General features: G+C 45.7%; 24 protein-coding genes. 1 reads left to right on the top strand and 23 read right to left on the bottom strand.

The genetic code is table 11. From position 1 onward, the window contains the following. From G344_RS0110285 to G344_RS0110175, 22 genes are all read right to left on the bottom strand, one after another. A partial coding sequence (locus G344_RS0110285) for a hypothetical protein (RefSeq protein ID WP_028256138.1) occupies positions 1 to 397 on the bottom strand: 397 nt, incomplete at its 3' end. Positions 398 to 1018: 621 nt separating this feature from the next. Next, on the bottom strand, positions 1019 to 2554 hold the full coding sequence (guaA, locus tag G344_RS0110275) for a glutamine-hydrolyzing GMP synthase (RefSeq protein WP_028256137.1): 1536 nt from the start codon (positions 2552 to 2554) through the stop codon (positions 1019 to 1021). 184 nt (positions 2555 to 2738) lie between these two features. Next, positions 2739 to 3500 (bottom strand): energy transducer TonB family protein, encoded by a 762-nt coding sequence (locus tag G344_RS0110270; protein WP_028256136.1) that lies wholly within the window; start codon positions 3498 to 3500, stop codon positions 2739 to 2741. Between the two features lie 9 nt (positions 3501 to 3509). Continuing rightward, entirely contained in the window at positions 3510 to 3914 is a 405-nt protein-coding gene (locus G344_RS0110265; protein WP_028256135.1) for an ExbD/TolR family protein, read from the bottom strand. Beyond that, positions 3904 to 4557 (bottom strand): MotA/TolQ/ExbB proton channel family protein, encoded by a 654-nt coding sequence (locus G344_RS11335; RefSeq protein ID WP_071838126.1) that lies wholly within the window; start codon positions 4555 to 4557, stop codon positions 3904 to 3906. The genes G344_RS0110265 and G344_RS11335 overlap by 11 nt, the downstream gene beginning before the upstream one ends. A gap of 119 nt (positions 4558 to 4676) precedes the next feature. Further along, complete coding sequence (locus tag G344_RS0110255; RefSeq protein ID WP_051245924.1) at positions 4677 to 6599, bottom strand: TonB-dependent receptor plug domain-containing protein; 1923 nt, start codon at positions 6597 to 6599, stop codon at positions 4677 to 4679. A 106-nt stretch (positions 6600 to 6705) separates the two neighbouring features. Continuing rightward, positions 6706 to 7647, bottom strand: coding sequence for an ABC transporter substrate-binding protein (locus G344_RS11330; protein WP_211219576.1), 942 nt, complete (start codon positions 7645 to 7647; stop codon positions 6706 to 6708). Positions 7648 to 7684: 37 nt separating this feature from the next. Next, positions 7685 to 8491: an ABC transporter ATP-binding protein gene (locus G344_RS0110245; protein ID WP_038155495.1), complete on the bottom strand. Its 807-nt coding sequence runs from the start codon at positions 8489 to 8491 to the stop codon at positions 7685 to 7687. A gap of 10 nt (positions 8492 to 8501) precedes the next feature. Continuing rightward, entirely contained in the window at positions 8502 to 9596 is a 1095-nt protein-coding gene (locus G344_RS0110240) for a FecCD family ABC transporter permease (protein ID WP_028256132.1), read from the bottom strand. A gap of 528 nt (positions 9597 to 10124) precedes the next feature. Then, positions 10125 to 10493, bottom strand: a complete 369-nt coding sequence (gene rplL / locus G344_RS0110235) for a 50S ribosomal protein L7/L12 (RefSeq protein WP_028256131.1) — start codon at positions 10491 to 10493, stop codon at positions 10125 to 10127. 61 nt (positions 10494 to 10554) lie between these two features. Continuing rightward, positions 10555 to 11055 carry a 50S ribosomal protein L10 gene (gene rplJ / locus G344_RS0110230; protein WP_028256130.1) on the bottom strand — a complete coding sequence of 167 codons (501 nt, stop codon included), beginning with the start codon at positions 11053 to 11055 and terminating at the stop codon, positions 10555 to 10557. A gap of 179 nt (positions 11056 to 11234) precedes the next feature. Next, on the bottom strand, positions 11235 to 11945 hold the full coding sequence (gene rplA / locus G344_RS0110225; protein ID WP_028256129.1) for a 50S ribosomal protein L1: 711 nt from the start codon (positions 11943 to 11945) through the stop codon (positions 11235 to 11237). Between the two features lie 74 nt (positions 11946 to 12019). Further along, positions 12020 to 12445, bottom strand: coding sequence for a 50S ribosomal protein L11 (gene rplK / locus G344_RS0110220; protein WP_028256128.1), 426 nt, complete (start codon positions 12443 to 12445; stop codon positions 12020 to 12022). Positions 12446 to 12555: 110 nt separating this feature from the next. Beyond that, positions 12556 to 13092, bottom strand: a complete 537-nt coding sequence (nusG, locus tag G344_RS0110215) for a transcription termination/antitermination protein NusG (RefSeq protein WP_028256127.1) — start codon at positions 13090 to 13092, stop codon at positions 12556 to 12558. A gap of 11 nt (positions 13093 to 13103) precedes the next feature. Next, positions 13104 to 13328 (bottom strand): preprotein translocase subunit SecE, encoded by a 225-nt coding sequence (gene secE / locus G344_RS0110210; RefSeq protein ID WP_028256126.1) that lies wholly within the window; start codon positions 13326 to 13328, stop codon positions 13104 to 13106. A 41-nt stretch (positions 13329 to 13369) separates the two neighbouring features. After that, the gene (gene rpmG, locus G344_RS0110205) at positions 13370 to 13519 is read right to left on the bottom strand and encodes a 50S ribosomal protein L33 (protein ID WP_028256125.1); all 150 of its coding nucleotides are present in this window, start codon (positions 13517 to 13519) and stop codon (positions 13370 to 13372) included. A gap of 538 nt (positions 13520 to 14057) precedes the next feature. Further along, positions 14058 to 16895 (bottom strand): isoleucine--tRNA ligase, encoded by a 2838-nt coding sequence (ileS, locus tag G344_RS0110200; protein ID WP_028256124.1) that lies wholly within the window; start codon positions 16893 to 16895, stop codon positions 14058 to 14060. A 345-nt stretch (positions 16896 to 17240) separates the two neighbouring features. Continuing rightward, positions 17241 to 18605 (bottom strand): sodium/glutamate symporter, encoded by a 1365-nt coding sequence (locus G344_RS0110195; RefSeq protein ID WP_028256123.1) that lies wholly within the window; start codon positions 18603 to 18605, stop codon positions 17241 to 17243. 3 nt (positions 18606 to 18608) lie between these two features. Next, positions 18609 to 19811: a M20 metallopeptidase family protein gene (locus tag G344_RS11325; RefSeq protein WP_051245922.1), complete on the bottom strand. Its 1203-nt coding sequence runs from the start codon at positions 19809 to 19811 to the stop codon at positions 18609 to 18611. A gap of 642 nt (positions 19812 to 20453) precedes the next feature. Beyond that, positions 20454 to 21857 carry an anion permease gene (locus tag G344_RS0110185; protein WP_028256122.1) on the bottom strand — a complete coding sequence of 468 codons (1404 nt, stop codon included), beginning with the start codon at positions 21855 to 21857 and terminating at the stop codon, positions 20454 to 20456. Positions 21858 to 21963: 106 nt separating this feature from the next. Then, positions 21964 to 22509 carry a FumA C-terminus/TtdB family hydratase beta subunit gene (locus tag G344_RS0110180; protein ID WP_028256121.1) on the bottom strand — a complete coding sequence of 182 codons (546 nt, stop codon included), beginning with the start codon at positions 22507 to 22509 and terminating at the stop codon, positions 21964 to 21966. 15 nt (positions 22510 to 22524) lie between these two features. Further along, positions 22525 to 23367, bottom strand: a complete 843-nt coding sequence (locus tag G344_RS0110175) for a fumarate hydratase (protein ID WP_038155492.1) — start codon at positions 23365 to 23367, stop codon at positions 22525 to 22527. Between the two features lie 162 nt (positions 23368 to 23529). On the opposite strand from G344_RS0110175, the gene G344_RS0110170 reads away from it, so the two are divergent. Beyond that, positions 23530 to 24420, top strand: coding sequence for a LysR family transcriptional regulator (locus G344_RS0110170; protein WP_028256119.1), 891 nt, complete (start codon positions 23530 to 23532; stop codon positions 24418 to 24420). 170 nt (positions 24421 to 24590) lie between these two features. Here the strand turns inward: G344_RS0110170 and G344_RS12250 are convergent. Further along, the coding region (locus G344_RS12250) for a YadA-like family protein (RefSeq protein ID WP_028256118.1) at positions 24591 to 25430 on the bottom strand (840 nt) is incomplete at its 5' end.

Below are 25430 nucleotides of genomic sequence, written 5' to 3'. Positions count from 1 at the left end.
ATTGTGCTGTTTCGGCTCCCTGCTGTGCTACTTCTGCCTTATTCTGTGCAGTTTCCGCTGCAGATTGAGCCGTTTCAGCTCCCTGCTGTGCCGTTTCCGCCTTTCCTTGTGCTTCTACAGCACTATCTTTTGCTTGTACAGATTCATCCCGTGCCGCTTCCGCACCGGTTTTAGCTTCTTCTGCCCCTCGCTGTGCTGTAGATGCATCATTTACCGTATTCTTTATATCCGTTAATTCACCATCTATACGCGTTACTTTAGCACTGATAATATTTACATCCGTTTGCAGATTCGAAAAATCCTGATCACTCACTGTCGCCATGGCACCACCCACTACAGAAGTTGCCATTACGCTAGATAAAATTAATTTTGTTAATTGCGATTTATTTACTTTCATATTACTCACCCTATCGCTCTATAACCAATACAACATTTTTTGTATAAATAAACAGCTTGCCTCTCTTTAATGAGTTATGCATGTTACAATGGCATCCTTCAAAGCTACAAAATGGCAACACAAAAGGCCGTTATTTACATAACGGCTCGCAATCGTTCTACTTTTATATCTATTTTTAATTATATACAGATTATTTTTATAAGTATACCCCCCCTGAATTTTCACGCATTAAATACGAACGCTTTTCTCTCACTGTTACGTTATTTTGTTCCACTACTGCTTCAACGGGAGCCATCACAACACACCTCCTTCCATTATTTTTTCAAATCTTGCATTCTGCTTATTTAATTAAGTTAATTATACAGAAGATATCTGCCCACTGTCAAACGTATCCTACATCTCCTCCCCTAAAGACATGTATATCGTACATCATAAATTGAAAAAATATCTATCTTCTTTTATCAAAAATCAGAAAATCTCTTGGTCATAATCAACAACATAGCTATACACAAAGTACAAAAAAACGATACCCTTGCCCCTCAACCACTATAACATGGTTTTCAATAACAAAGGTATCGGTTCATCAACATACTACAAATTGCCCGTTACAGCTATATTAACTTATTCCCATTCAATGGTAGCCGGCGGCTTAGATGTAATATCGTACACAATGCGATTAATGTGCTGTACTTCGTTAATGATTCGACTGGAAATTGTATCCAATACATCATAAGGAATGCGTGCCCAGTCGGCAGTCATGAAGTCAGTTGTAGTTACACCGCGCAATGCCAAGGTATAGTCATATGTGCGGAAGTCGCCCATAACACCTACAGTACGCGTTGTCGTCAACACCGCAAAGTACTGATTAATGCTGCGGTCTAATTTAGCATTGGCAATTTCTTCGCGGAAAATGGCATCTGCATCACGAAGGATATCCAACTTTTCACGCGTAATTTCACCCATAACACGAATAGCCAAGCCCGGTCCCGGGAACGGCTGACGCCATACGAGGTAATCCGCCAAACCCAATTCGGCACCTAACTCACGCACTTCATCTTTAAAAAGATTGCGAAGCGGTTCGATAAGGCCTTTGAAATCAACAACAGCTGGCAAGCCACCTACATTATGATGACTCTTAATCACCGCCGCATCACCTGCACCGGATTCGATAACGTCCGGATAAATCGTACCCTGTGCCAAGAAATCAACAGAGCCAATCTTACGTCCTTCGTCTTCGAATACACGAATGAATTCTTCACCGATGATTTTACGTTTCTTTTCCGGTTCTTCCACACCGGCCAAGCGCCCGAGGAAACGGTCTGCCGCATCAACACGAATGAAGTTCATACCGGAATCTTTGAACGCCGCTTCTACTTCGTCGCCTTCATTCTTACGCATCAAGCCATGGTCAACAAAAATACAAGTCAACTGACTTCCGATAGCTTTGGAAATAAGGGCTGCCGCTACGGAACTGTCTACACCGCCGGACAAAGCCAACAACACTTTGCCATCACCAACAGTTTTTCGAATATCTTCAATAGCCGTCTTGGCATAGTTAGCCATTGTCCATTCGCCCTTGCAACCGCATACTTCAAAAAGGAAGTTATGAATCATTTCCTTGCCGTGTTCACTGTGAAGCACTTCCGGATGATACTGCATAGCATAAAGCTTGCGCGCCGGATTCTGCATAGCTGCCACCGGGCAGTTATCCGTATGTGCTACGATTTCAAAGCCTTCCGGCACCTGTGCTACATAATCCACATGGCTCATCCAAACAATTTCTTCTTCGGATAATCCCTTGAAAAGCGGAGAGGCCGTGTTCACCTTTGTCGGCGTTTTACCGAACTCGCGAGCCGCAGCCGATTTTACTTCACCGCCCAAAGTATGAGCCATAAGCTGCATACCGTAGCAAAGGCCGAGTACGGGGATTCCCATTTCAAATACTTCTTTTTCAATACGCGGCGATCCTTCTTCATATACACTGTTCGGACCACCGGTAAAGATAATACCTGTCGGCTGTAACTCTTTAATTTTTGCCACCGCTTTATTATACGGATACACTTCGCAATACACGTGGTTTTCACGGACGCGACGGGCAATCAGCTGATTATACTGTCCACCAAAGTCAACAACGATAACGAGCTCTTTTTGGTTCATTATATCCTCCCTCAATCGTTCACATATTGTGCTACTGTTTTGCCGAGTCTAGGGCAAGCCGTATATTGTCCTGCCCGGAATAGTCTTCGTCCCTATATTATATCATAGGTTGCTAGCGGTAAACAGTCCCCCTTACATCGAAGTTAACCGTCAGCGGATTCAACATGAATAACGATGCTCTTCTTTACCCCTGTCTATATGTAAACGTGCGCGTCCCATAAGACGGTGCGCCCACACCATCGATTGTCTTCGGGGAAAACTTAAATTTTCTTGCCGCCGCCAACGAAGGCCCTACGGCTCGACTATCGCCTTCGGCACTTACCACATCTACATCGGTAACATTGCCGTTTTCATCAATGTACATACCCACCACAACAGCAGCATTCAAATGCAATGTCGGTTGATGGGCACGTATTAATTGTGGTGCTACGATAACGGGATCATGCGGCGGTGCAGGATCCGCTTTATCGCCGGTGCCACTGCCCACACCTTCGCCTGCACCCGAATCATTACCATTATTTCCTGTGCTACCCGTTGCCGCACCATTGCCGGAACCATCACCGCTTACCGCCGCGGATGTACCGGCTTCTGTCGCTGTTGTCGTCGTTGCCGCAGTCTGCGGCGTATATGTTTTTTCCACTTCTTTCACAGGTACTCCATTCTGAATCGCCTTTACCGCCTCCGGCGACAATGGCTTGGGCGGTGCTACCTTTGCTTGTGCAGGTGCTGTCACCTTCGGTCCCTTTGCAGGGGCCGAACCGACTTCACTGTCACTGACAATAGCAATGTCCACACCTTTAGAGGCTTCGGTTTCACCGGCAGGAAGCATCATGAAAGTTACCAGTCCCAATACCAGTAACGCATTGATGCCCAGTGAAACCAACCACGGCATGCGCCACGATGTATACCTATGGGCAAAAGGCTGCCACTCTTTTGTAGGCTCCATGTCCATCACCTACTTACGTTCCGTGGCTACGGCAATTTTAGTAATGTCCATTTGTTTCAGTGTGTCCAGCACTTGTACAAAGGCACCGTATTCCGCTTTTGTATCGGCGCGCAGGATAATCGTAATCTCCTGGCCTTTTGCCTTTTCCAATTGTAATCGCGTCATCATACCATCCAAGGTAGTCTGTTCTTCTTCCACATAAATCTTACCGTCTTGCGTTACCGTAATAGGAATTTTACGCTGCACATCAACCGCACTGGCCGAAGCCGTCGGCAAATGCACCGGCATCGATCGTTGCACGACCATGGAAAGCATACTCATCATGAAAAACACCAACAGGAAAAAAATGATGTCAATCATGGGAATAATCATTAAGCGTGGTTTGTTGGTTGTCCGTAAACTTCTAAGCTGCACTTACATCACCTGCTACTTCACGTACCTGTTCACCGTCATTCATCAGCGACATACCGGTCAACGCACCTATATACACATTCCCCATTTCTTCCATGTCCGTGATTAGTTTATCTTGGACCTGCACCAGATAGGTGTGAATTACTAACGCAATGATAGCCACACAAAGACCGGTGGCCGTCGCAATTAAGGCTTCCCCTACACCGGCAGTAATTGCAAAGGGTTGACCATCAGCTACGGAAAGCACATTGAAGGAGCTAATCATACCGGTTACCGTACCAAGCAATCCCAAAAGCGGTGCCAAGGTGACAATAGTTTCCAAGTAATTTAGATACGAACGCAAGCGACCGGCAATCGTTACCGCTGCGCTTTGCATGCGCTGATTTTGTTGCTCCGGCGTACCGCCCTGCGCTGCTCCGGCATATACCATCTCGGCAGCTACGCCACCGTCGCGAACGCAAATATCCAGTAACGCCTCCCGTTCATGGATATGAGCAGGAATCTCTTCCCGCAGCATTGCCATATTTGATTTTGCTTTCTTATACGTTCTCAATCGTTCCACTAAAATAGCTACCGCGATAATAGAGCACAGTAACAGCGGATACATAACCAACCCGCCTTGGTGAAACATAGCTAACAGTTCCATACGTATTCCTCCTCATTTTCTCTACCGGACCTCAATCGATGACGTCCTTTCATTTATAGTAAACACTTGCCTATTCGATTGTTCTCATGTTGGCTTATACAATTTATTTTGCATTGTGCTTAGAACGAATGCTCCATACCGATAACAAAGTGACGCTCCGGCATAGCGTAAGCACCAAGAGTTGCACTCGGTACGATTTCGTAAGATTCATTAGTTAAGTTAAATCCTTTTACATAGAACTTTGTGGCTTCATTCAACCGATAATTTACGTTCATATCCCAAGTTACATACGATGTATCCGTGTATCGTTTTTCCGAACGCCCTGTCACATACTGCACGAGGGAGCTTACGGACCAACGATTTTTATCATAAGTAACTTCAAAGCTATATGCATTGGGTTCACGGTTGTCTTCCCAATTAGAGAAGCCATTGCCTGTATCTTGTTCAATCTTACTATAGCGATAGCCAGCACGCACTCCCCACGAATCATCGATTTTATAATGAGCACTTAGATTAAGACCGCGCCGTTTTTCACGATTGGCATTGATATAATACCCCGGCACATAATCATCCGTGCCCTTGACTTCATATCCATTCACCCAGCTCTGTGCATTTTTTAAGCGGCTGTCATAGACACTGGCAGATACAGATAGTTTGTCATTGACTTGACTGTCAATACCAAGAGTAGTAGTATGTGATTTTTCCTGTTTAAGATCAGGGTTTCCTTTCCAGTATTTAGTATTTGCATAGAGCATCTTCAACGTAGGGTTATTAACAGCTTGTCCCCAAGATAGATATACATGAGTGCCGTCCGATATTTTTTTATTAAGTCCTACATGGGAAGCCCAGTCACCACCAAAGGTGTCATGATCTTCAAAGCGCGTACCATAGTTCAGCGCCCAGCCGCTACCTAAGTCCCACTTATCTTCCACAAACAACGATTTTACAATGGCCTTTTTATCGAAAGATACCCCTGCATTGGCTTCTTGAATATGTTCCTTACTATACGACGAACCCGCCACCACCGTGTGATTACCTAACTTCCACGTTTTCTGACCATCTACCACATCATAGGCCAAATCATGACTATACGGACTATTGCCATAACCGGAATCTGTCTTCTCCGTATTGCGATAGGCACGTACGAAGGTACCTTCCCCTTCCGTCAACGCCCCGAAGGTATAAGTTACACCGTAAGATGCATCAATGACATGGTGCTTACCGGTCGGATAATTGGAAATACCTGCTAAAGGATTTTTGAGAGAAATACCATAACCGTCCTTCTTTTCCGAACGAGAAAAATCAACTGATAATCTGTCATCACTATAATTATGATCATAACGGGCCGTAACCATATCACGATTTATATAGCTATTGGGAAATTCATGAGTATTACCGTTGGCATCTTTATAATTATAATTATTTTGCCGTTCCTTGCTATACGTAATCATGTAACGATCATTAGTATCGCCGCCTTGCGTGATAAGTGATGCTTTACGTGCTTTCCAAGTTCCGTACTCAGCACGCACTGTTGTTTTATTTCCTTCCTCAGGTTCTTTAGTAATAATATTAATTACCCCGGCTACAGCACGTTCACCATATAACGCCGAATTTGGTCCCTTCACTACTTCAATACGTTCTACATTTTCCATAGGGATTTGATCAATATTCACTGCATTGCTGGCACCGCTGACAACTAGATGATCCCAATTCATGCGACGGCCATTAACCATAACAAGAACTCGTGTGTCACCATTCAATTCCGGATACGCCGCAAATCCTTTTTGTACCACCGGCACATTATTCGCCTTCAATGCATCGGACACCTTACTGTAATTTCCCTTTTCAATCGTCTCTGCGGTAATCACCGTCGTGTCCGCCGGCACATCAATTTTCTTTTCTGCCATTCGGCTGGCCGTCGTAATAGCCTCGCCGAAATCATATACCGTATCCTGCACATCGGCGGCCAACGATACGGCGGATCCACTTAACGCTAACCCCACCAAGGCTGTTAACATCGCTTTGTTCATCATAGACTTCATTAATTACTACTCCTTTACAAACTCTCTATCAAAATTCACACGTCTCTTCACTACACAACGCATCACGCAAATACAAGCTGTACAAAATTTTCGTTTGTAGCGACTGTTAAAACTCACTCAATCCATTATTTATCGTTTCCAACGCCGTAATGGTACGACCATTGCCATTATTCACATCGCTGAAAGCAACCGGTATAATATGACCGTTCATAACAGCACGCATATGACGCAAATTTTCATCGGCCATAAGCGATGCTTTCATCTCTTCATCCGTCGGCACATGTCCGCTCATATCACCGGCATACACATACACAATATAATCGGGATCAAACCCGAGTACTCGTTCCGGCCCTACCTGCGACAGCTGGTGTTTTACCAAATTGCGACCACCTGCTTTTTTTACAATATCGTCGATAACATAAATCGGTCCGTATAAACTATACGTGCTGTGACCATGGGCTTGTAAAATAAGAACCGTTGGCTCTCGCCCCATTGTCTTTCGTTTTTCAGCATTGGCCTGGACCGCATTTACACGGTTGACCAAACTTTTTTTATACGCCGCCGCTTTCGCTTCAATACCGAATATGCGACCCATGTCATCAATGAAAGGAAACACCGTACTCTCTACTGTCGGTTGCCCTTTACGAATCGTAGCTGGTACAACATACGTAGTTATGCCTCGTCTTTGCCAATTACTTTTATCGCCTAAGTAGGTAGGCGTAAAATGATGAGACCATGCAATGATCATATCCGGCTTCAAGGCCAACACGTCTTCGCGACTGGGCACATAAGGCGCGTCGATAATCGGCAACGCTTCGTACCGCCGTTTATATTGTGGCGGTTCCACACCGTAAGGTGCCACTGTCCCCACAATGCGGCGTGCCTCGCCGAGGTCAATCAAAAGTTCTGTTGCCCCCGGATAGGTTACCAGGACACGCTGCGGTCTATGCGAAGTGTCTTGATTCGTTGCTTCCCCTTGCCCCCACGACGGAAAGCGTCCATGACCGAGGGCCAGTAAAAGCACGGTTCCTACGATCAAGATCCACATGGTCGCGCTCACAAAGCGAATGAAACGAGGCCACACCTTACGCCGGTCCATGGCTCGGCCTTTCATAACGAATCATCGGATAACCTTCCGGATGACGACTCACTACACTGGGTACGCCATAAATACGTTGAATCAAATTCTCCGTCAATACCGCATTCGGTGGTCCCATTGTCACCACGCGTCCCTTCTCCATGACTACGACTTCATCGCAGAACATAGCCGCTAAATTCAAATCATGAAGAGCCGCAATAACACCAATACCCAAGTCTTTCACCAAGGACAACAATTCAAATTGATACGTAATATCCAGATGATTAGTTGGCTCATCCAAAATAAGATACGTCGGCTCCTGCGTGAGCACCCGTGCTAACATGACGCGCTGCTGTTCACCGCCGGACAAAGACAAAAAGCTGCGCTCTGCTTTTTCCCACATGCCAACGCGCCGCAACGCTTCGGCCGCTATGCGATAATCCTCTTCCGTATCTTCATCGAAATATTTTTTATACGGCGTCCGTCCCATCATGGCTACCTGCCATACAGTGAAATCAAACTGCACCGCATGAAATTGTCCCATAACACCGATGCACTGTGCCGCTTCACCTAAAGAGATGGCCGATATGGGGACGTCATCAAAATAAATCACTCCTTGCTGAACCGGAAGTACCCGATACAAATGTTTTAGCAACGTTGATTTACCACAACCGTTCGGACCAATAAGTCCTACAAAACGATCAGCCGGGAGGGTAACACTAAGGTTATGCAAAATTGTCGCATTATCTACGGTGTAAGACAATCCATCAATGCGAATTTCATGTAGCCTTAGCTTTTTTACATTGTCTGCCATACCATCCCTCCTAACCGCCGAAATTATTTGCTTTGCCAAATAATAATTTCATAAACAACGGCGCACCTAACAAAGCCGTTAAAATTCCAACAGGCAAATCACCGGCTGGTAACAAAATGCGTGATAACAAATCCGCAACCACCAGAAAGAGGGCTCCGCTGAGAATAACTACCGGCAATAATCGTTTATGCCCGGCGCCCCATATACTGCGAGCCATGTGCGGAATCACCAGCCCCACAAAACCGATAATGCCGCATTGTGCTACTAGAAGTCCCGTCAATAAAGCAACCAATGCCATATACCAACGTCGTTTGCGGTGTACATTGATCCCCAATGTTAGAGCAATATCTTCACCTAACAACATGGCATCCAAAATGCGTACTTGCGACAGAAAATATACACTCATCAGCGCCACTACCGATACCGGCCAAAGCAAACGCTCCCATTTGGCATCTGCCAACGAACCCATCGTCCAAAACGCAGCACTTTGCATCCCTTCCGCGTCGGCAGCCATGTACACGATAAAATTGGACAAAGCCGTACACAATGCGCTGACAACGGCACCGGCCAACACAAGCTTGACCGTTGATATCCGCCTGCCCATACCGGAAAGAGCCAGCACCGACAAAGTGGCACCTAACGCACCGAAGAATGCCCATAAAGGAAGTCCCATAGAGACTCCGATGATATCTCCCAAGAGGATGGCCACTACCGCGCCTACGGAAGCACCGGAGGCAATGCCCAAAATAAAAGGCTCCGCCAATGGATTTTGTACCGATGCCTGCATGATGACACCAGCCAACGCCAAACCGGCACCGACGGTAGCCGCCAAGATAACACGTGGTACTCGCAAATCCCAAACAATATCCACCAATGCCGGTGCTATGTGGGGCACTTCATCATAGCCACCCAGCTTGGCTGCTATAATTCGCAAGGTATCGCTACCACTGATCATCGTACTGCCAATACTGATAGCACCTATCATCACAATAAATAAAAAAACAGTCAGGCCCGGAAGGACCCAACTGTACCTTGTCTGCAAATGCGCCTGTAATCTTGTACCGGGATAGTCCTTCACCGAGGCCGCTACCTTGGCTTTTGCCATAGTAAAACCTCTCTTTTATATACACACTTATGAAGAAACCGTACCCACGGTTTTTTGAAATGAATTACACGCACACTTGGCGTTATGAATCTATGTTTGTTAATTGTCTATTTGCACAAATGATATTTTATCTCATTTATGTTTTCGCGAAACCTATTGTATCCTACGCAGCCCCTCCCTGTCAATAACCTATGCAAACAACCGGATTTAAAATTTTTCTTCCCTACATATAATCTATTTTATAGGATAACCCCATGCGTCCCATTAATTTCTTCAAGATACTATCAGAGTATCAATACACCCTTCAACAGAAACTCAATTAGCAGTACAATTAGCGGTACACTCTTCAACAAAAACTCTTGAATGGCAAACACTTCACAATGATTGGCTTATCTACTGTCTGTAGGCTTATATGATAAATGTATCTGTATAATAAATGTATCCGAAGTTATAAAATAAAAAAAATCGCCTCGATGCACATACATGCACCGAGGCGATTTCTACGGAGCAGCTCATGCTGCAGCCGAATTATTTAAGTTCAACAGATGCGCCTGCTTCTTCCAATTTAGCTTTAAGAGCTTCAGCGTCAGCTTTCGGAGCGCCTTCTTTGATCGGGGACGGAGCGCCGTCAACCAAAGCTTTTGCTTCTTTAAGGCCAAGACCGGTTGCTTCACGAACAACTTTGATAACGTTGATTTTGGAAGCGCCAGCGTCTTTCAAGATTACGTCGAAGTCGGATTTTTCTTCGCCACCAGCAGCAGCGCCACCAGCAGCAGCTACAGCTACCGGAGCAGCAGTTACGCCGAATTCTTCTTCAATTGCTTTTACAAGATCATTTAATTCAAGGATAGTTGCTTCTTTCAATTCAGCAACGATGTTTTCGATGTTAAGTGCCATGATGTATTTCCTCCATGTTGTATATTAGTATTTAACCATACCAAGATTTTATTCGTAGAGATTAAGCTACGGTTTCGTCTTTGTCTGCAACAGCTTTTACTGCATAAGCCACGTTGCGGATCGGCGCCTGAAGTACGGAGAGAAGCATGGAAAGCATGCCTTCGTGGTTCGGCAGTTTTGCAACAGCCTTAACTTCTTCAGCGTCAACCACTTTACCTTCAACAATACCAACCTTTACATTAATTGCTTCGGTTTTAGTATCTTTAATGAAGTCTTCAATAATGCGAGCCGGAGCTACGGCATCAGTTTTGGAAATAGCCAATGCAGTCGGGCCTTCCAAATGTTCAGCGAAGCCTTCAAGGCCGAGTTCGTTAACAGCGATGCGAGTCAAAGTATTTTTGATTACTTTGTATTCAACGCCTTCTGCCAAGAACTTACGGCGAAGATCGGTTACCTGTGCTACTGTCAAGCCATTGTAACCAACCAATACGGCACCTTTTGCTTCGGAAAGGTTTTCTTTCATCTGAGCAACAATTGCCTGTTTTTCTGTAGTGACAGCCATTAGAATACCTCCTTGTAGATTTTGGTGATGCTCTATGTACTATCTTAGCGTAAAAAACGACCCCACCGCAACGCGATGAGGTCGTAACCGTTTCGTATCAAGATTCGGTGTCAGCCTCTGCGGGCGGATTTGCATCCATTATACATACCTGCGGTCTACAGCTAAGAGAACATATGTAATTACTGTTCCTTAGTAACGTTAGTCAATTTGAAAACGTTAAGCGGAACACCGGGGCCCATAGTAGCGCTCAAGGTTACAGACTTAATGTACTGACCTTTAGCAGCTGCCGGTTTAGCCTTGATAATAGTATCAACGATTGTGCGATAGTTGTCAAGCAATTTTTCAGCGTCGAAAGATGCTTTACCGATTGCACAAGCAATGATACCGGCTTTGTCGGTACGATATTCAATCTTACCGGCTTTGATTTCATTAACGGCACGAGCCACGTCCATAGTAACGGTACCAACCTTTGGGTTCGGCATCAAGCCTTTAGGACCCAAGATTTTACCGAGACGACCAACCTGACCCATCATGTCCGGAGTTGCTACAGCAACATCGAAGTCGCTCCAACCGCCCTGGATTTTAGCCACTAATTCTTCGGAACCAACGTAATCTGCGCCGGCTTCCTCAGCTTCTTTAATTTTATCGCCTTTCGCAAATACGAGTACGCGTTTGGTTTTACCAGTACCATGCGGTAAAACAACGGCACCACGAACTTGTTGATCAGCGTATTTAGGATCGACGTTCAAGTTGAAAGAGATTTCAACAGTTTCGTCGAATTTAGCAGTAGCAGTTTTCTTAACAAGCTCAACAGCTTCTACCGGTTCGTAGAATTTGCCGGCTTCGATAAGTTTAGCTGCTTCAGCGTATTTCTTACCTACTTTTGCCATCTTAATTTCCTCCTTATGTGGTTAAACGGGAATACCCTCCCACCGATGTGTGCTAGGCACACGTCGTACGCTCATTAATCAACGATTTCAATACCCATGCTGCGTGCAGTACCTTCTACCATACGCATGCCTTGTTCTACAGTATTTGCATTCAAGTCAGGCATTTTAAGTTCAGCGATTTCACGAACTTTATCGCGACCAACTTTTGCTACCTTATCACGGTTCGGTACGCCGGAACCCTTCTGGATACCTGCTGCTTTCTTCAAGAGAACAGCTGCCGGCGGCGTCTTAGTGATAAAAGTGAAGCTTCTATCATCAAATACAGTAATAACTACAGGAATTGTCAAACCGGCCTGCTGTGCAGTGCGTTCGTTAAATTCCTTAACGAATGCCATAATATTAACACCAGCCTGACCAAGTGCCGGACCAATCGGTGGTGCCGGACTAGCCTTTCCTGCTTCACACTGAAGTTTTACCATTTTAACAACTTTTTTAGCCATGGTGATTACACCTCCTTGCGCTCAAAATGTGGTGGTAACGGATGTTTACATCCTCCCACTGGCGACCACCAAAGCCGCCTAAAAAGTTTTTAGAGTTATATGTATATATATTAAAGAATTTTCTCGACTTGAGAGAATTCTACCTCTACCGGAGTTTCACGATTGAACACTTCCACCGTAAGCTTCAATGTTCCTTTTTCGTGATTAATCTCATCGATAACGCCCAAAATATTTTCAAAGGCACCGGAAGTAATGCGCACTGTTTCGCCTACCTCAACATCAATATCCTGTTTCGGCTTTTGATCCAATCCCTGTGATTTGAGAATATATTCGACCTCGGAATCAGATAACGGTACCGGTTTCGTAGCAGAGCCTACAAACCCCGTTACACCAGGCGTATTGCGCACCACATACCAGGATTTATCGTTGACTTCCATTTCAACGAGTACATAGCCCGGGAAAATTTTACGCTTAACTACTTTTTTAACCCCATCCTTCTCTTCGGTAGCTTCCTCTAACGGAACCAGGATACGGCTGATAACATCCTCCATACCCATGGACTGCACCTTGCGTTCCAGATTGGTTTTTACTTTATTTTCGTAGCCTGAATATGTATGAATTACATACCATTTCTTATCTGCTTCCATGTGAAGGCCTCCTATCCGACTAAGTGCATCAACAATTCAAAGAGTTTTGAGAAGATACCGTCAACGATACCGATCAATACGGCGATGAAGATAACTGTCACAAATACCACGATTGTGTAGTTGATGAGCTCTTTCTTGGTCGGCCAGACTACTTTTTTAAGTTCAGCCTTCATTTCGCGGAAAAACTTGCCAGCTCCGCCACGACGCTGCTGTACTGTCGAGTTAGACCCTGCCATCGTTTCACATCCTTAAATCATCAGGAATTATTGAAATAAAATTACTTCGTTTCGCGATGCAACGTGTGTTTACCGCAGAATTTGCAGTATTTCATCATTTCAATACGATCAGGATTGTTTTTCTTGTTTTTGTTGGTCTGATAGTTACGCTGTTTGCATTCAGTACATGCCAAAGTTACTGCATTACGCATCCGGATACACCTCACTTTAATCTGTTAGTTGTTGCACAAAAAGATAACATGCTTATATAGACTACCACAGCCCTATATGTCTGTCAAGTTTTAGGCAACTTAAAAAAGCCAGGTACATCAACCTGACGGCTTATTATAGCACGAGGAAAAGAAAGTCGTCAATAAAATTTATAAAATATCTGTAACATCGTTGCTAGATGTCATTCGCAAGACCTGACTTGCTATGCATCAAAAAGACCTACTGTCATAGGTGTGCAGAACGCCCTTCGCCAGACCGGGCTTCCTCCCCCCTCGACTCTGTTCAGCGCTTGCATTCACTGTATGGCATCCTATTAAAAAAATCCCTGTATATAGGTTGAGCAATGTCATTCGTTCTCCCCTTTAGCCGACATCTGTAACATCGTCGCTAGATGTCATTCGCAAGACCTGACTTGCTACGCATAAAAAAGACCTACTGTCATAGGTGTGCAGAACGCCCTTCGTTAGACCGGGCTTCCAACACCTATGACAGTAGGTCGATTATTTTATTTATACAATATTAGTCTGCCAATACAGTTGCGCAACGATGGCACAGAGTCGGATGCTCCGCATCCTGCCCTACGGATTCGCGATGAATCCAGCAACGTTCGCATTTTTCATAATGGCTGGCACCTACTACTACGCTGAGGTGACCTTCTTCGGTTGCCACAGCTTCAGCCGGTGCTGTCGCACGACCTTCCACAACATTTGCTTCGCTGACGATGAGAAGGGAAGCTAAGAATTCATTGCCAAGTCCGGCCAATGCTTGGTATGCTTCGCCATCTGCATATACAGTAATAGCCGCATCCAAGGAATGACCGATAACCTTCTTCTGACGCGCACTTTCAAGCGCTTTCGTCAATTCACTGCGAAGAGCCAATACGCGATTCCATTTTTCAGCCAAGGCTTCGTCATAGTGATCACTGTGACCTTCCGGCCAATCTTCCAACATAACGCTGATGCCCATGCCTTCTTCCTTCGGCATGTACTGCCATACTTCTTCGGCGGTGAAGGACAATACCGGCGCTACCATGCGAACCAAGGTCGTAAGGATTTCATATACCGCCGTCTGCGCACTGCGACGCGCTTTATTGTCTGCCTTTTCCGCATACATTGTATCTTTCAATACATCCAAGTAGAACGCACTGAGATCAACGGTGCAGAAATTATGAATCGCGTGATACAAGATATGGAATTCATAGTTTTCATACGCTTCCGTTACCTTGCGACGCACTTCTTCCAAACGGAGCAATGCCCATTTGTCGAGTTCCGTCATATCTTTATAGGCTACCTTATCCTTGTTCGGATCGAAATCATCCAAGTTGCCAAGGAGGAAACGGAACGTATTTCTAATCTTACGATATACTTCGGACAGCTGTTTTACGATTTCTTTGGAAAGACGCACGTCTGCCTGATAGTCCGCGGAAGATACCCAAAGACGCATAACGTCCGCACCGTATACATCGATGATATCGGACGGAGCTACCGTGTTACCAACGGACTTGGACATCTTGCGGCCTTCGCCGTCCACAACAAAACCGTGAGTCAATACGGCATTGTACGGTGCATGACCGGTAGTAGCTACGCCGGTCAAAAGAGAAGAGTTAAACCAACCGCGATGCTGGTCGGAGCCTTCCAGGTACATAGCGCACGGTACATCGATACCTTCATTTTCAAGTACCCCTGCCCAAGAGGAACCGCTGTCGAACCACACGTCCATAATGTCCGTTTCTTTGCGGAATTCATCATGACCGCAATGCGGACAAGTAAAGCCTTCCGGCAACAATTCTTTTTCCGTATGAGCCCACCATGCATCGGAGCCTTCCTTGGCTACCCATGCCTGAACGGATTTGATAGTTTCATCGTTACATACGTATTCGCCACATTCTTTGCAATAGAAAATCGGAATCGGCACGCCCCATGCACGCTGACGGGAAATACACCAGTCACCGCGATCGGCTACCATGTTGTAAATGCGGTCATGGCCCCATTTCGGAATCCACTGTACCTGATTGTCGATTACATCGAGGGCCTGCTGACGATAGCCGTCAACGGAAGAGAACCACTGTTCCGTAGCGCGGTAGATAACCGGATTTTTACAACGCCAGCAATGTGCATACTGATGGCGCAAGGTACCCTTATGAAGGAGCGCCCCGTTGTGAGCCACGATTTTCAAAATCGGTACTTCCGCATCATGAATTTCCACACCGGCCAACGACTGTTCCGTATCGCCGTAGCGATCGGTATCTACGGCGCTTACATATTCGCCGGTCGGTCCCACGAAGGAAGCGATTTCAAAATCAACCTTGCCGTCGTTCTTATATTTCATATATACGCCAAAGTCTTCTTCGCCGTGTGCCGGAGCTGTATGTACACAACCGGTACCGGCATCGAGCGTAACATGGTCGCCGAGGAATACCGGCACCGTACGTTCGATAAACGGATGCTTGAACGTAGCCATTTCAAGTTCTTCACCGCTGAACGTGTTGAGTACTTTGTATTCTTCCACACCGCAATCCTTGAGTGCTACTTCCACGAGATCCGTTGCCATCAAGTAGTATTCGTCACCTACCTGTACCCAAGAATAGGTGAGTTCCGGATTTACGGAAATAGCCTGGGATGCCGGCAAGGTCCACGGTGTAGTGGTCCAGATAACAGCATATGCTTTATCCGTCGGCACGTCAGCCGGTAAGGTGCGTTTTACTTCCTGAAGGTACGCATATTTTACATAAATGGAGAAGGATTTCTTTTCCTTGTATTCGATTTCCGCTTCAGCCAGCGCTGTTTCGCAATGCGTACACCAATATACAGTTTTAAGACCTTTGTAGATATGACCGCGTTTAGCCATTTCACCGAAGATGCCGATTTCTTTTACTTCGAAAGCCGGACGCAATGTTACGTACGGATCTTCCCAACGGCCCAATACACCAAAGCGAATGAAATCTTTCTTCTGTTCTTCTACGCACTGCAAGGCGTATTCTTTACATTTAGCGCGCAAATCAAGCGGAGACATTTCGTGACGATTGAGACCGGTGTTTTTAATAACCGCATGTTCAATCGGCAGACCGTGCGTATCCCATCCCGGAATGTACGGGGTGTAATAGCCCTGCATGGTCTTGTATTTCATAATAATATCTTTTAATGTTTTGTTCAGGGCGTGACCGATATGAAGCTTACCATTTGCATACGGCGGTCCGTCATGCAAAACAAACGGCTTATTGCCCTGGCGTTTTTCCAAACGCTTTTCATAAATTTTATTATCTTCCCAGAATTTTAAAATTTCCGGCTCACGCTTTGGCAAGTTGCCGCGCATCGGGAATTCCGTAGCCGGTAAATGTAATGTTTTACCATAATCCATTTGCAGTCTCTCCTCTCAAAAATAAAAGCGCCCGTCCCCGAAGGGACGAACGCATAACATCCGTGGTACCACCCTACTGACTCTGCCATTGGCAAAGCCACTCACGCATATAACGGTGCTCACCGGCAATTCAGTATTGCTTGCTCAAAAGTGATCCGTCATCGCTTCATCTATCGGCCTCGCACCATACGCCGACTCGCTGCAGACTACCTGCCATGACCGTCTTTATCATCACAATATTAGGTATTCTTTCTATCATCCTCACAAAGGATACTAGTGGTATTATAGAAAAGTTTTCCTTTGCTTGTCAATGAAAAAAATCCTAATCCTCATCAGCAAAGATTCTTATGCCTTGCCTAGAAAGAGACGACTTGTAACAAAAGCGGCAATAAGCGGCACTACCGTCGTACCGATGGCAAGATAGAAGGCCGACACAATACCCCCTTCGAGAAGCGTGGTAAGGAATAACGCCAATAGTGCAAAGTAAGTAACACTGCACAAAGTGTACGCCAAGGAGTAATTAGCCAGCACCGGACTTTCAAAATCGGGATCGCAAATGCGCAGTAACAACACGCCCGTCAAGAATACGCCGGTGGACATGCCGAATACGGAAATCATCTGTTCAAACCAGTAGGAACGAAGCAGCTTTTTACACAGCACCCACAGCATCCCTATGGTCAGCATATAACCGAGAACACACATAACGAGGATGGGCACGATATACGTCATCACCGCATGAACCGGCATGCTGCCGATGGCGGCCACTACGGCAAACTCCGTCAACGAACCGGACACTTTGCTCTTCACCTTACCGTCTACCAAGTAATCGATTTTTAATTTGCAAATCCCCCACCACACAATGAACATAATAACAATGCAATACGCCCAAATGGAAATATCTTTGAGCACCGGAATGTTGGCCCCCTTCACCGCGCCCAACGCAGCATAGGCCATAGCACATACGGCCATGATAATCGCCACATGAAAAGCGTAGGCGTCAATAGAGGAGGACAGCGTCGTTTCCCGTCCCATAGAGGGCTGCTTGGTAATATCTTTTTCATAACCTACCTTAAAGCTGTGCGGAATATCGCCGGGCTTTTGCAAAGTTTGTGTAAAGCCTTTGCGCGCTGCAATATTGATGAGGATCATGCCGATAATAATACCGCCGACCAAGCCAAAGGTCGCCGTTGTTACCGCCACGCCCTGTGCTGTTTCCCAGAAACCGAGATTCATACCTTGCAGCATATTGCCGAGCAGTCCCGCCGTACCATGACCGCCTACATAGCCAAGGCCCAATTCCCAACCGAAGGTGGGATAAAAATCAAAGCTATCTTTAAAAGCAATGTGCGTGCCGAAGCCCAACGCAAATTGCGCCATAGCCACCGCCGTACCGATACAAAAGAGAGGAATTACGCCGCGCAGCGTTTTATCCTGTGCATTGAGCTTTAACCCCAACGGCACCGAAGCCACCACCGGCACAATCAAAATGCCAGGGATTAACGCATATAGCTTGAGCCACTCTTTCGGAATAGGAAGCCACCCCAAACCGATAGGTCCTAAAATTAATAAGATAAAACCGCCGATAACCGAGGCGGGTATAAATGTTTTTTGAAACAGGGGCACCTTCGCCCGAATATATACGCCTAACAGCAAAAACATGCTCAATACACCCAATGCATACAGCATATCCGCCAATACTTTACCTGTCATATGTTACACCTCCCGTATACTTCTGCTTTCATGACGCTCTGCCAAAGCAAAGGCACTCTTCAGCAGCAGCTCCGCGCCTAAAGGCAATGCATCCGGATCGATGCGGAAGCAGCCATGATGAATGGGATGCGTATATCCCTTCTCTTCATTGCCGATGCCGAGGAACCAGAAGCATCCCGGTACGACCTTAAGATAACGCGAAAAATCTTCTGCGCCCATAAGCGGAGTAATGGTCGGCAAGTTTTCTTCACCGAAGGAATCCGCTGCCACGTCGCGCACGACGGATGCTACATACTCATCGCTAACCGTGGCATCATAACCGAAGGTGTACTTCACAGTTACCGTTGCCCGATGGGCCGCCGCCACGCTTTCCGCAATTTCCTTGATGCGCTTCGCTGCCATTTGCCGCGTGTCTTCATTAAAAGTTCGTACGCTGCCGGACAACTCCGCCTCGCCGGGAATGACATTCACTGCGCCGGAACCGGCATGAAAATTCGTCAAGCTTACCACCAGCTGATCCAAGGGATCCACTTCGCGCGATACCAACATTTGCAAGTTGGCACCGATTTGAATGCCCACCGCTACCGGATCAATCGTCAAATGCGGCTGCGAAGCATGACCGCCGCTGCCGTGAATCGTAATATAGAATCGATCCGACGCCGCCATAATCGGTCCCGGCTTTATACCGAATTGACCTGTCGGCAAGAAAGGCATCACATGCTGTCCCAATACATAATCAACGCCGTCCAGCACACCGGCCTTCACATACTCCAGCGCTCCTCCCGGCGGCAATTCCTCCGCCGGTTGAAACAGCAGACGATAGGTGCCGACAAGCTCTTCCTTATGGGCACTCAAAAAAGCAGCCGCCGCTAACAGCATCGTCGTGTGACCGTCATGACCGCAACCATGCATGAGACCTTCCTTCTCCGATTTAAACGGCGCATCCGTCAGTTCCTGCATGCGCAAGCAATCGATATCGGCGCGCAATGCAATTACCGGTCCCGGCTTGCCGCCTTCAATCTCGGCTATAAGTCCCGTCTTCATGACCTGCCACATACGGTAACCACCCATGGCCTCCAGCTTTTCCCGAATAAACTCCGTCGTTTCATATTCCTCAAAGGACGGCTCCGGTCGTTTGTGCAACGCTTCATACCACGCCGTCATTTGTTCCTTCATCGCTTGTACTTCTTCACGAACCTGTAACATATACAGTCCCTCCTTTTCTCAATGGTCCGGCAATCATCCGTCATGATTAATTCTCTCTATACTTGATTATAGATTTGTTTGTAACATCGATCGCCTTATGTTTATATTATACTTTCTATAGAATAGTTATGTCCACCTATTTATATATGATAATCCATCATCGCTTTTGCCTGTAGATTACTAATATATCCACCTTAAACTCCAAAGAGAGCCGTCTATCAATCTACGATTTTTCTCGCTCCGACAATCATAAATAAAATTATATTTATAACTTAATCACTGCATATACATGAAAACAGCATACGGTCTCAAGTATCAAAGCGATTGATTATAATTACGAAAACAATCATACAGGTAAGGCGTCAGAAAAATATAAAACCTGTACTATTTTACAGAAGTCTTAACTTCTGCTATACTGCAAGTAGGTAAAAGGATAGATATTGCATAAGGCAAAACCCCGGCAGAGTGGAAGTCTGCCGGGGTTTTTATGTTTTAACGTCCATTAAAGGTTTTTGGATAATTGTAAAATGAAACTGAATACATAAAAAAGCACATCTATCTTAGCAGTCATGTCTTACGAATGACACGCCAAGATAGATGTGCTTTTTATATAGTATTACTTATATTGTTGTCACAGACTTGTTACCACAATCCCAGGGTTTTCCACCACAAGGAGCCTACGCCTATCCATATAATCAAATTAATAACGGATACCTGAAATCCCAAACTCCACCATTTTCCCTGCGGTACATAGCCAGCGCCGTAATAAATCGGTGCCGGTGAAGCCGCATAATGTGTAATAGACATACAAAGATTAGACATGAAAGCAAATCCCAAAGCAGCCAAATACGCCGGCGCACCGGTAGCAATGGCAACCGTTAAAAAGGCCGAATACATCGCCGTAATATGTGCGGTTAAACTGGCAAAGCCGTAATGAGCATATGTATATACTATCAGTAAAATAATGAATGCCCATAACCACGGAATTCCCGTCAACATAGATCCTACGGATGTAGAGAACCATTTAATAAAACCGGACTTAGCCAACTGTCCTGCCAGGCCTACCAAGGCTCCCATCCAAATCAATGTATCCCAAGCGCCCTTTTCCTGCATAACATCCTGCCAGCTTAAAATATGTGTTAACAGCATCGCCGATACGCCTAACATCGCTACCGCCGTAGCATGGATACCAGTGTACTGCGCCGTGCTCCACAAGAGCAACGCGACTACAAAGATGCAAGCCACAATTTTTTCTGCTCCCGTCATAGGACCCATATCTGCCAATTCCTGCCGCGCTAACAGTTTCGCTTCCGGCGTCTTTTTTAATTCCGGCGGATATACCTTATACAAATAATAAGGGATTACCAGCAACGCTAGCACACCCGGTACGACCGATGCCAATGCCCATAGGCCCCAACTAATTTCAATGCCTGCCGCTTGAGCTGCCAACAAAGCAGCCAATGGATTACCTGCCATAGACGTCATAAACATCGCCGAGGTAATTGTATTCCCTTGATATTCAACCTGCATGAGATACGAACCTACACGGCGCGGACTTGTTTCCGGCTCTGATTTAAAGGCGGATGCCAAACTTCTTACGATAGGATACAGTACGCCACCGGCTCGTGCCGCATTTGACGGTGTTGCCGGAGAAATAATCAAATCTGTTAAGACAATAGTATATGCCAAACTAAGGGTACTACTGCCCATTTTTTCAATAAGTAAAAAAGCAATTCGCTTGCCTAAGCCTGTTTTTATAAAACTTTTCGCAAAAAGAAATGCCGATACGATGAGCCAAATAGTACTATCCGAAAAGCCGGACAGTGCCGCCGCCGGTTTTAACACCTTAGTAGCAATGGCTACCGTAATACTCATAAAGGCCAACGCCCCGATGGGTAACGGCTGCAGAATAAAAGCTATAATCGTAGATACAAACAGCGCAAATAATTGCCACGCCTGAATTTGCAATCCCTCCGGCACCGGTAGCGCCAAAATACATAAACCGCTACCTATAATAACAGCGCCTTTCCACAATACTTGTTTCATAACTGGTAGCTCCCTCGCCATACACTCATTTACCTAATCCAATACTGAAACACCATCATACTCGGCCGATTCCTTTTACCGGCCGAGTCGATAATACCTCAGATAATTATAGCCGACGATACTTGGCCACCTCTTGTTTTTGTAATACATTTCCCTCTGTATCAATACCGACAATAACGCGGTAACGATCGAAGTACAATTTTTTTATTGATTCCGTTCCTAAATCAGCATAGGCTACGATTTCGGCGGATTTAATTTTTTGTGCATTAATGGCCGAAGCACCGCCTACACCGAGAAGAGATACGCCACCATATTTTTTGCACAGTTCCGCAACATACGGCGCACGGTCGCCTTTTCCCAACATAGCCACCGCCCCTTGCTGAAACATCATCTCTACAAAGGGATCCATACGAGCTGCCGTGGTCGGTCCGTTGGAATTAAACACTTTTCCCGGAGGTGCCGGACACGGGCCTGCATAATAAATTAATTGGTTGGTCCAATCTACCGGTGACTGTTCTCCTCTGGCCAAGGCTTCTTGAATACGTTTGTGTCCGGCATCGCGGCACGTATACACATAGCCTGTCAAATACAGTACATCACCTACTTTTAATGTTTTCACAAACTCCTTCGTTAAGGGTAATGTCACTTCCATCGCTGATTCCTCCTATCAGATAATCTCGGTTGCCTGCCGAGCCGCATTACACTGAAAATTAATCGCTACCGGCAATGCCGTAATATGAACACCATGATATTCAATATGTACATCAAGTGCTGTTGTGCGACCGCCCATACCGATAGGCCCGATACCCGTTTTATTTACCAATTCCAACAGTTCTTCTTCCAGCTTGGCATAAAAAGGATTCGCATGACGTTCACCGATGGGACGGAGCAAACATTTCTTAGCCATCCAAGCACATTGATCCATAGTGCCCCCGATACCAATCCCGATAATATACGGAGGACAAGGATTACCGCCAACGCGTTCCACCGTTTCCATAACAAATTTTTTCACACCCTCTACACCTTCACCGGGCAAGAGTACCTTAAAGGCACCCATGTTTTCACTACCACCGCCTTTCGGCATAACCGTAATCTTCACCGCATCACCGGGAACAATTTCCGTATGTACTACCGCCGGCGTATTGTCATCCGTATTTTTCCGATTTAACGGATCATCAACAATCGATTTACGTAAATATCCCGTACCATAACCGCGGCGTACGCCTTCATTCACTTGCTCTACCAGCGGCTTACCTTCCCAAGCTACCGCTTGACCGATTTCCATAACCACCACGGCTGCTCCTGTATCGTGGCAACACGGCAGTTGGTGTTCCTTAGCGTATTCACCGTTTTCAATTAAAATCTCTAACGATTCCTTGCCAATAGGTGACTCTTCCTTCTCCAAAGCACAACGAAATGCATTCATTACATTATCATTTAATTCATAACAGGCCTTCTTACACAACCGTTCAATGACAGGTATAACTTCCGCCGTATTTATTACTCTCATTGCTATCCTCCTTAACCTCATAGCATACGCTATCCATAACACGAGACGGGTCCGGATCCCATAGTGCATATCACTTCATACCTGTATCATAGCAACCACTTGCATTTTTGAGAAATATATTATAATATCTATGCAATAAATTATATTTATGGGAGAGTATCTATGGAACTTCGTCAGCTTGAATATTTCATCACCGCTGCCCGTTTGGGTAATTTAACAAAAGCCGCAGAATTGCATTACGTATCGCAACCAAACATTACTGTGGCCATAAAAAAATTAGAAGAAGAACTAGGGACAAAATTATTTACGCGGGAATATAAAAAAGTAACGCTCACCCCGAAGGGCAAGCGTTTCTACGAAGCGATTCTTCCGCTGTTATCTAATTTACAAAATATCGTCGACGAAATAAAAGACACCCGCGATAAGGAGTCCGGCACCATTACCTTGGGAATTCCTCCCATGATCGGTACCTTTACCTTTGCACCGCTTATTACTTATTTTCGCAATACCCATCCCCATTGGGAACTCATGGTTGTGGAAGATGGCTCCATCGGATTGCGCCAACGACTTCTCCACAAAGAGCTCGACCTGGCATTGGTAATCATAGATAAGTTGGACGATACTATCGATGCACTGCCATTGTTTACGGCCGAACACAAGCTATGTGTTCCCCGTAACCATCCGTTAGCGGCCAAGGAAGAAATTCCTTTCAGCGACCTTCGTAACGAACCGTTAATTATGATGCGTTTAGATTCGTTTCATCGCCAACGCATTTTCGATGAATGTGCCAAGGCCGGCTTTGCCCCACAGATAGCCTTATCCTCCAATCATATACAAAGCAATATCGATTCCGTAGCTAGCGGCATCGGCCTGTCCTTTCTACTGGATAAAGTGACCTTACATCGCGACGATGTCGTACTTCGTCCCACTTCGCCGCGCATGAAAGTAACCGTCGGCATCGCTTGGCCGCGCAATAAATATCTATCCTATGCCAGTCGCGATATCATCAGCTATCTTACCGATTTATATCAGACGGGAGAGCCTCAGGAGTGAAGCACTCTATACTACAAACTTAATATCCATCTATGTAAACAGCCGCAGCAACCATGCACATTCGCACGATTGCTGCGGCTGTTATAGTTACCGACACACCCACTATCTCATATACGTTTTTTTATTTGGATACAAGGATAACGCATCCCTTTTACGTTATACTGCCCTTTTTATTTTGCCTGTAACAAAGCCATTAATTTTTCAATCTGTTCACGCTGTTCATTAACGGTCTGTTCCAACGACTGTACACGGCTGTTTAATTCTGCCGCTGCTTTATCTGCTTCTACCGCTTTGTCTTCCGGAACTTCGCCTTGACCTACTCTCCAAGTAACACCAATGTTAGCCATCACATCAGAATTTCCTGCATAAGCGATACCGGCATTAAGCATAGTGCGTCCGTTTACATAATGAGCCGCACCGATAGCCACCGCCTGTTCACCACGATTAAATCCTACACCGGCCATGATCTGTGTAGGTTCTGCCGGATTATAGGCGATAGGTTTAAGAGCTGCAAGAGCCGCATTCATCGCATCGCCTTTACGGCTTTCTTTACGAAGATCGCGAATAGCTTGTGTATTGTTACCAACCTGCTGTGCTACCTGTCCGATGCGCTCCGTATTAGTATCTACTTTCTGCTCAACAGCATAGAGCTGACCACCGTTCACTGCATCGGTGGAATCCTTAGTTTTTTCACCATCAGCTACATTGGTTAATTTTACAGGAGTATTCGTAGAACCGTTAATATCTGTCAATGCTTGCGATGGTTTATCACCAAGTGATTGCGTATCAAGCTTCACCGCACCATTCTTAACCGTGCCATCAGGATTAACATCAGATGCTTTGTAAATATCATCGCCTACCTTGGTAATAGCTGTACCATCTCCTGTAATAAAGGTGGAACCACCGAAGCCGTCCTTACCGTCAATGCCGTCTTTACCTTTTAAGGAATCAATAAAATCCTTTTCATCTCCCTGATTACCTGCAGCCTGCCATACCTCATAAGCAGATTT

This window comes from Veillonella magna DSM 19857, assembly GCF_000428745.1.
Classification (GTDB): domain Bacteria; phylum Bacillota; class Negativicutes; order Veillonellales; family Veillonellaceae; genus Veillonella_A; species Veillonella_A magna.
This window is presented reverse-complemented; position numbering and strand designations above follow the sequence as displayed.

Bases quoted from the DNA above. Each gene is read 5' to 3' on its own strand.
- G344_RS0110195 (WP_028256123.1), bottom strand. From the start codon at position 18,605: ATGACAGGTAAAGTATTGGCGGATATGCTGTATGCATTGGGTGTATTG.
- ileS (WP_028256124.1), bottom strand. From the start codon at position 16,895: ATGGATTATGGTAAAACATTACATTTACCGGCTACGGAATTCCCGATG.
- secE (WP_028256126.1), bottom strand. From the start codon at position 13,328: ATGGCAGGGTCTAACTCGACAGTACAGCAGCGTCGTGGCGGAGCTGGC.
- rplA (WP_028256129.1), bottom strand. From the start codon at position 11,945: ATGGCAAAAGTAGGTAAGAAATACGCTGAAGCAGCTAAACTTATCGAA.
- rplL (WP_028256131.1), bottom strand. From the start codon at position 10,493: ATGGCACTTAACATCGAAAACATCGTTGCTGAATTGAAAGAAGCAACT.
- G344_RS0110175 (WP_038155492.1), bottom strand. From the start codon at position 23,367: ATGAGAGTAATAAATACGGCGGAAGTTATACCTGTCATTGAACGGTTG.
- rplK (WP_028256128.1), bottom strand. From the start codon at position 12,445: ATGGCTAAAAAAGTTGTTAAAATGGTAAAACTTCAGTGTGAAGCAGGA.
- guaA (WP_028256137.1), bottom strand. From the start codon at position 2,554: ATGAACCAAAAAGAGCTCGTTATCGTTGTTGACTTTGGTGGACAGTAT.
- G344_RS11330 (WP_211219576.1), bottom strand. From the start codon at position 7,647: ATGTGGATCTTGATCGTAGGAACCGTGCTTTTACTGGCCCTCGGTCAT.
- G344_RS11325 (WP_051245922.1), bottom strand. From the start codon at position 19,811: ATGTTACAGGTTCGTGAAGAAGTACAAGCGATGAAGGAACAAATGACG.
- G344_RS0110245 (WP_038155495.1), bottom strand. From the start codon at position 8,491: ATGGCAGACAATGTAAAAAAGCTAAGGCTACATGAAATTCGCATTGAT.
- rplJ (WP_028256130.1), bottom strand. From the start codon at position 11,055: ATGGCTGTCACTACAGAAAAACAGGCAATTGTTGCTCAGATGAAAGAA.
- G344_RS0110170 (WP_028256119.1), top strand. From the start codon at position 23,530: ATGGAACTTCGTCAGCTTGAATATTTCATCACCGCTGCCCGTTTGGGT.
- G344_RS0110255 (WP_051245924.1), bottom strand. From the start codon at position 6,599: ATGAAGTCTATGATGAACAAAGCGATGTTAACAGCCTTGGTGGGGTTA.
- nusG (WP_028256127.1), bottom strand. From the start codon at position 13,092: ATGGAAGCAGATAAGAAATGGTATGTAATTCATACATATTCAGGCTAC.
- G344_RS0110240 (WP_028256132.1), bottom strand. From the start codon at position 9,596: ATGGCAAAAGCCAAGGTAGCGGCCTCGGTGAAGGACTATCCCGGTACA.
- G344_RS0110185 (WP_028256122.1), bottom strand. From the start codon at position 21,857: ATGAAACAAGTATTGTGGAAAGGCGCTGTTATTATAGGTAGCGGTTTA.
- G344_RS11335 (WP_071838126.1), bottom strand. From the start codon at position 4,557: ATGGAACTGTTAGCTATGTTTCACCAAGGCGGGTTGGTTATGTATCCG.
- G344_RS0110180 (WP_028256121.1), bottom strand. From the start codon at position 22,509: ATGGAAGTGACATTACCCTTAACGAAGGAGTTTGTGAAAACATTAAAA.
- G344_RS0110270 (WP_028256136.1), bottom strand. From the start codon at position 3,500: ATGGAGCCTACAAAAGAGTGGCAGCCTTTTGCCCATAGGTATACATCG.
- rpmG (WP_028256125.1), bottom strand. From the start codon at position 13,519: ATGCGTAATGCAGTAACTTTGGCATGTACTGAATGCAAACAGCGTAAC.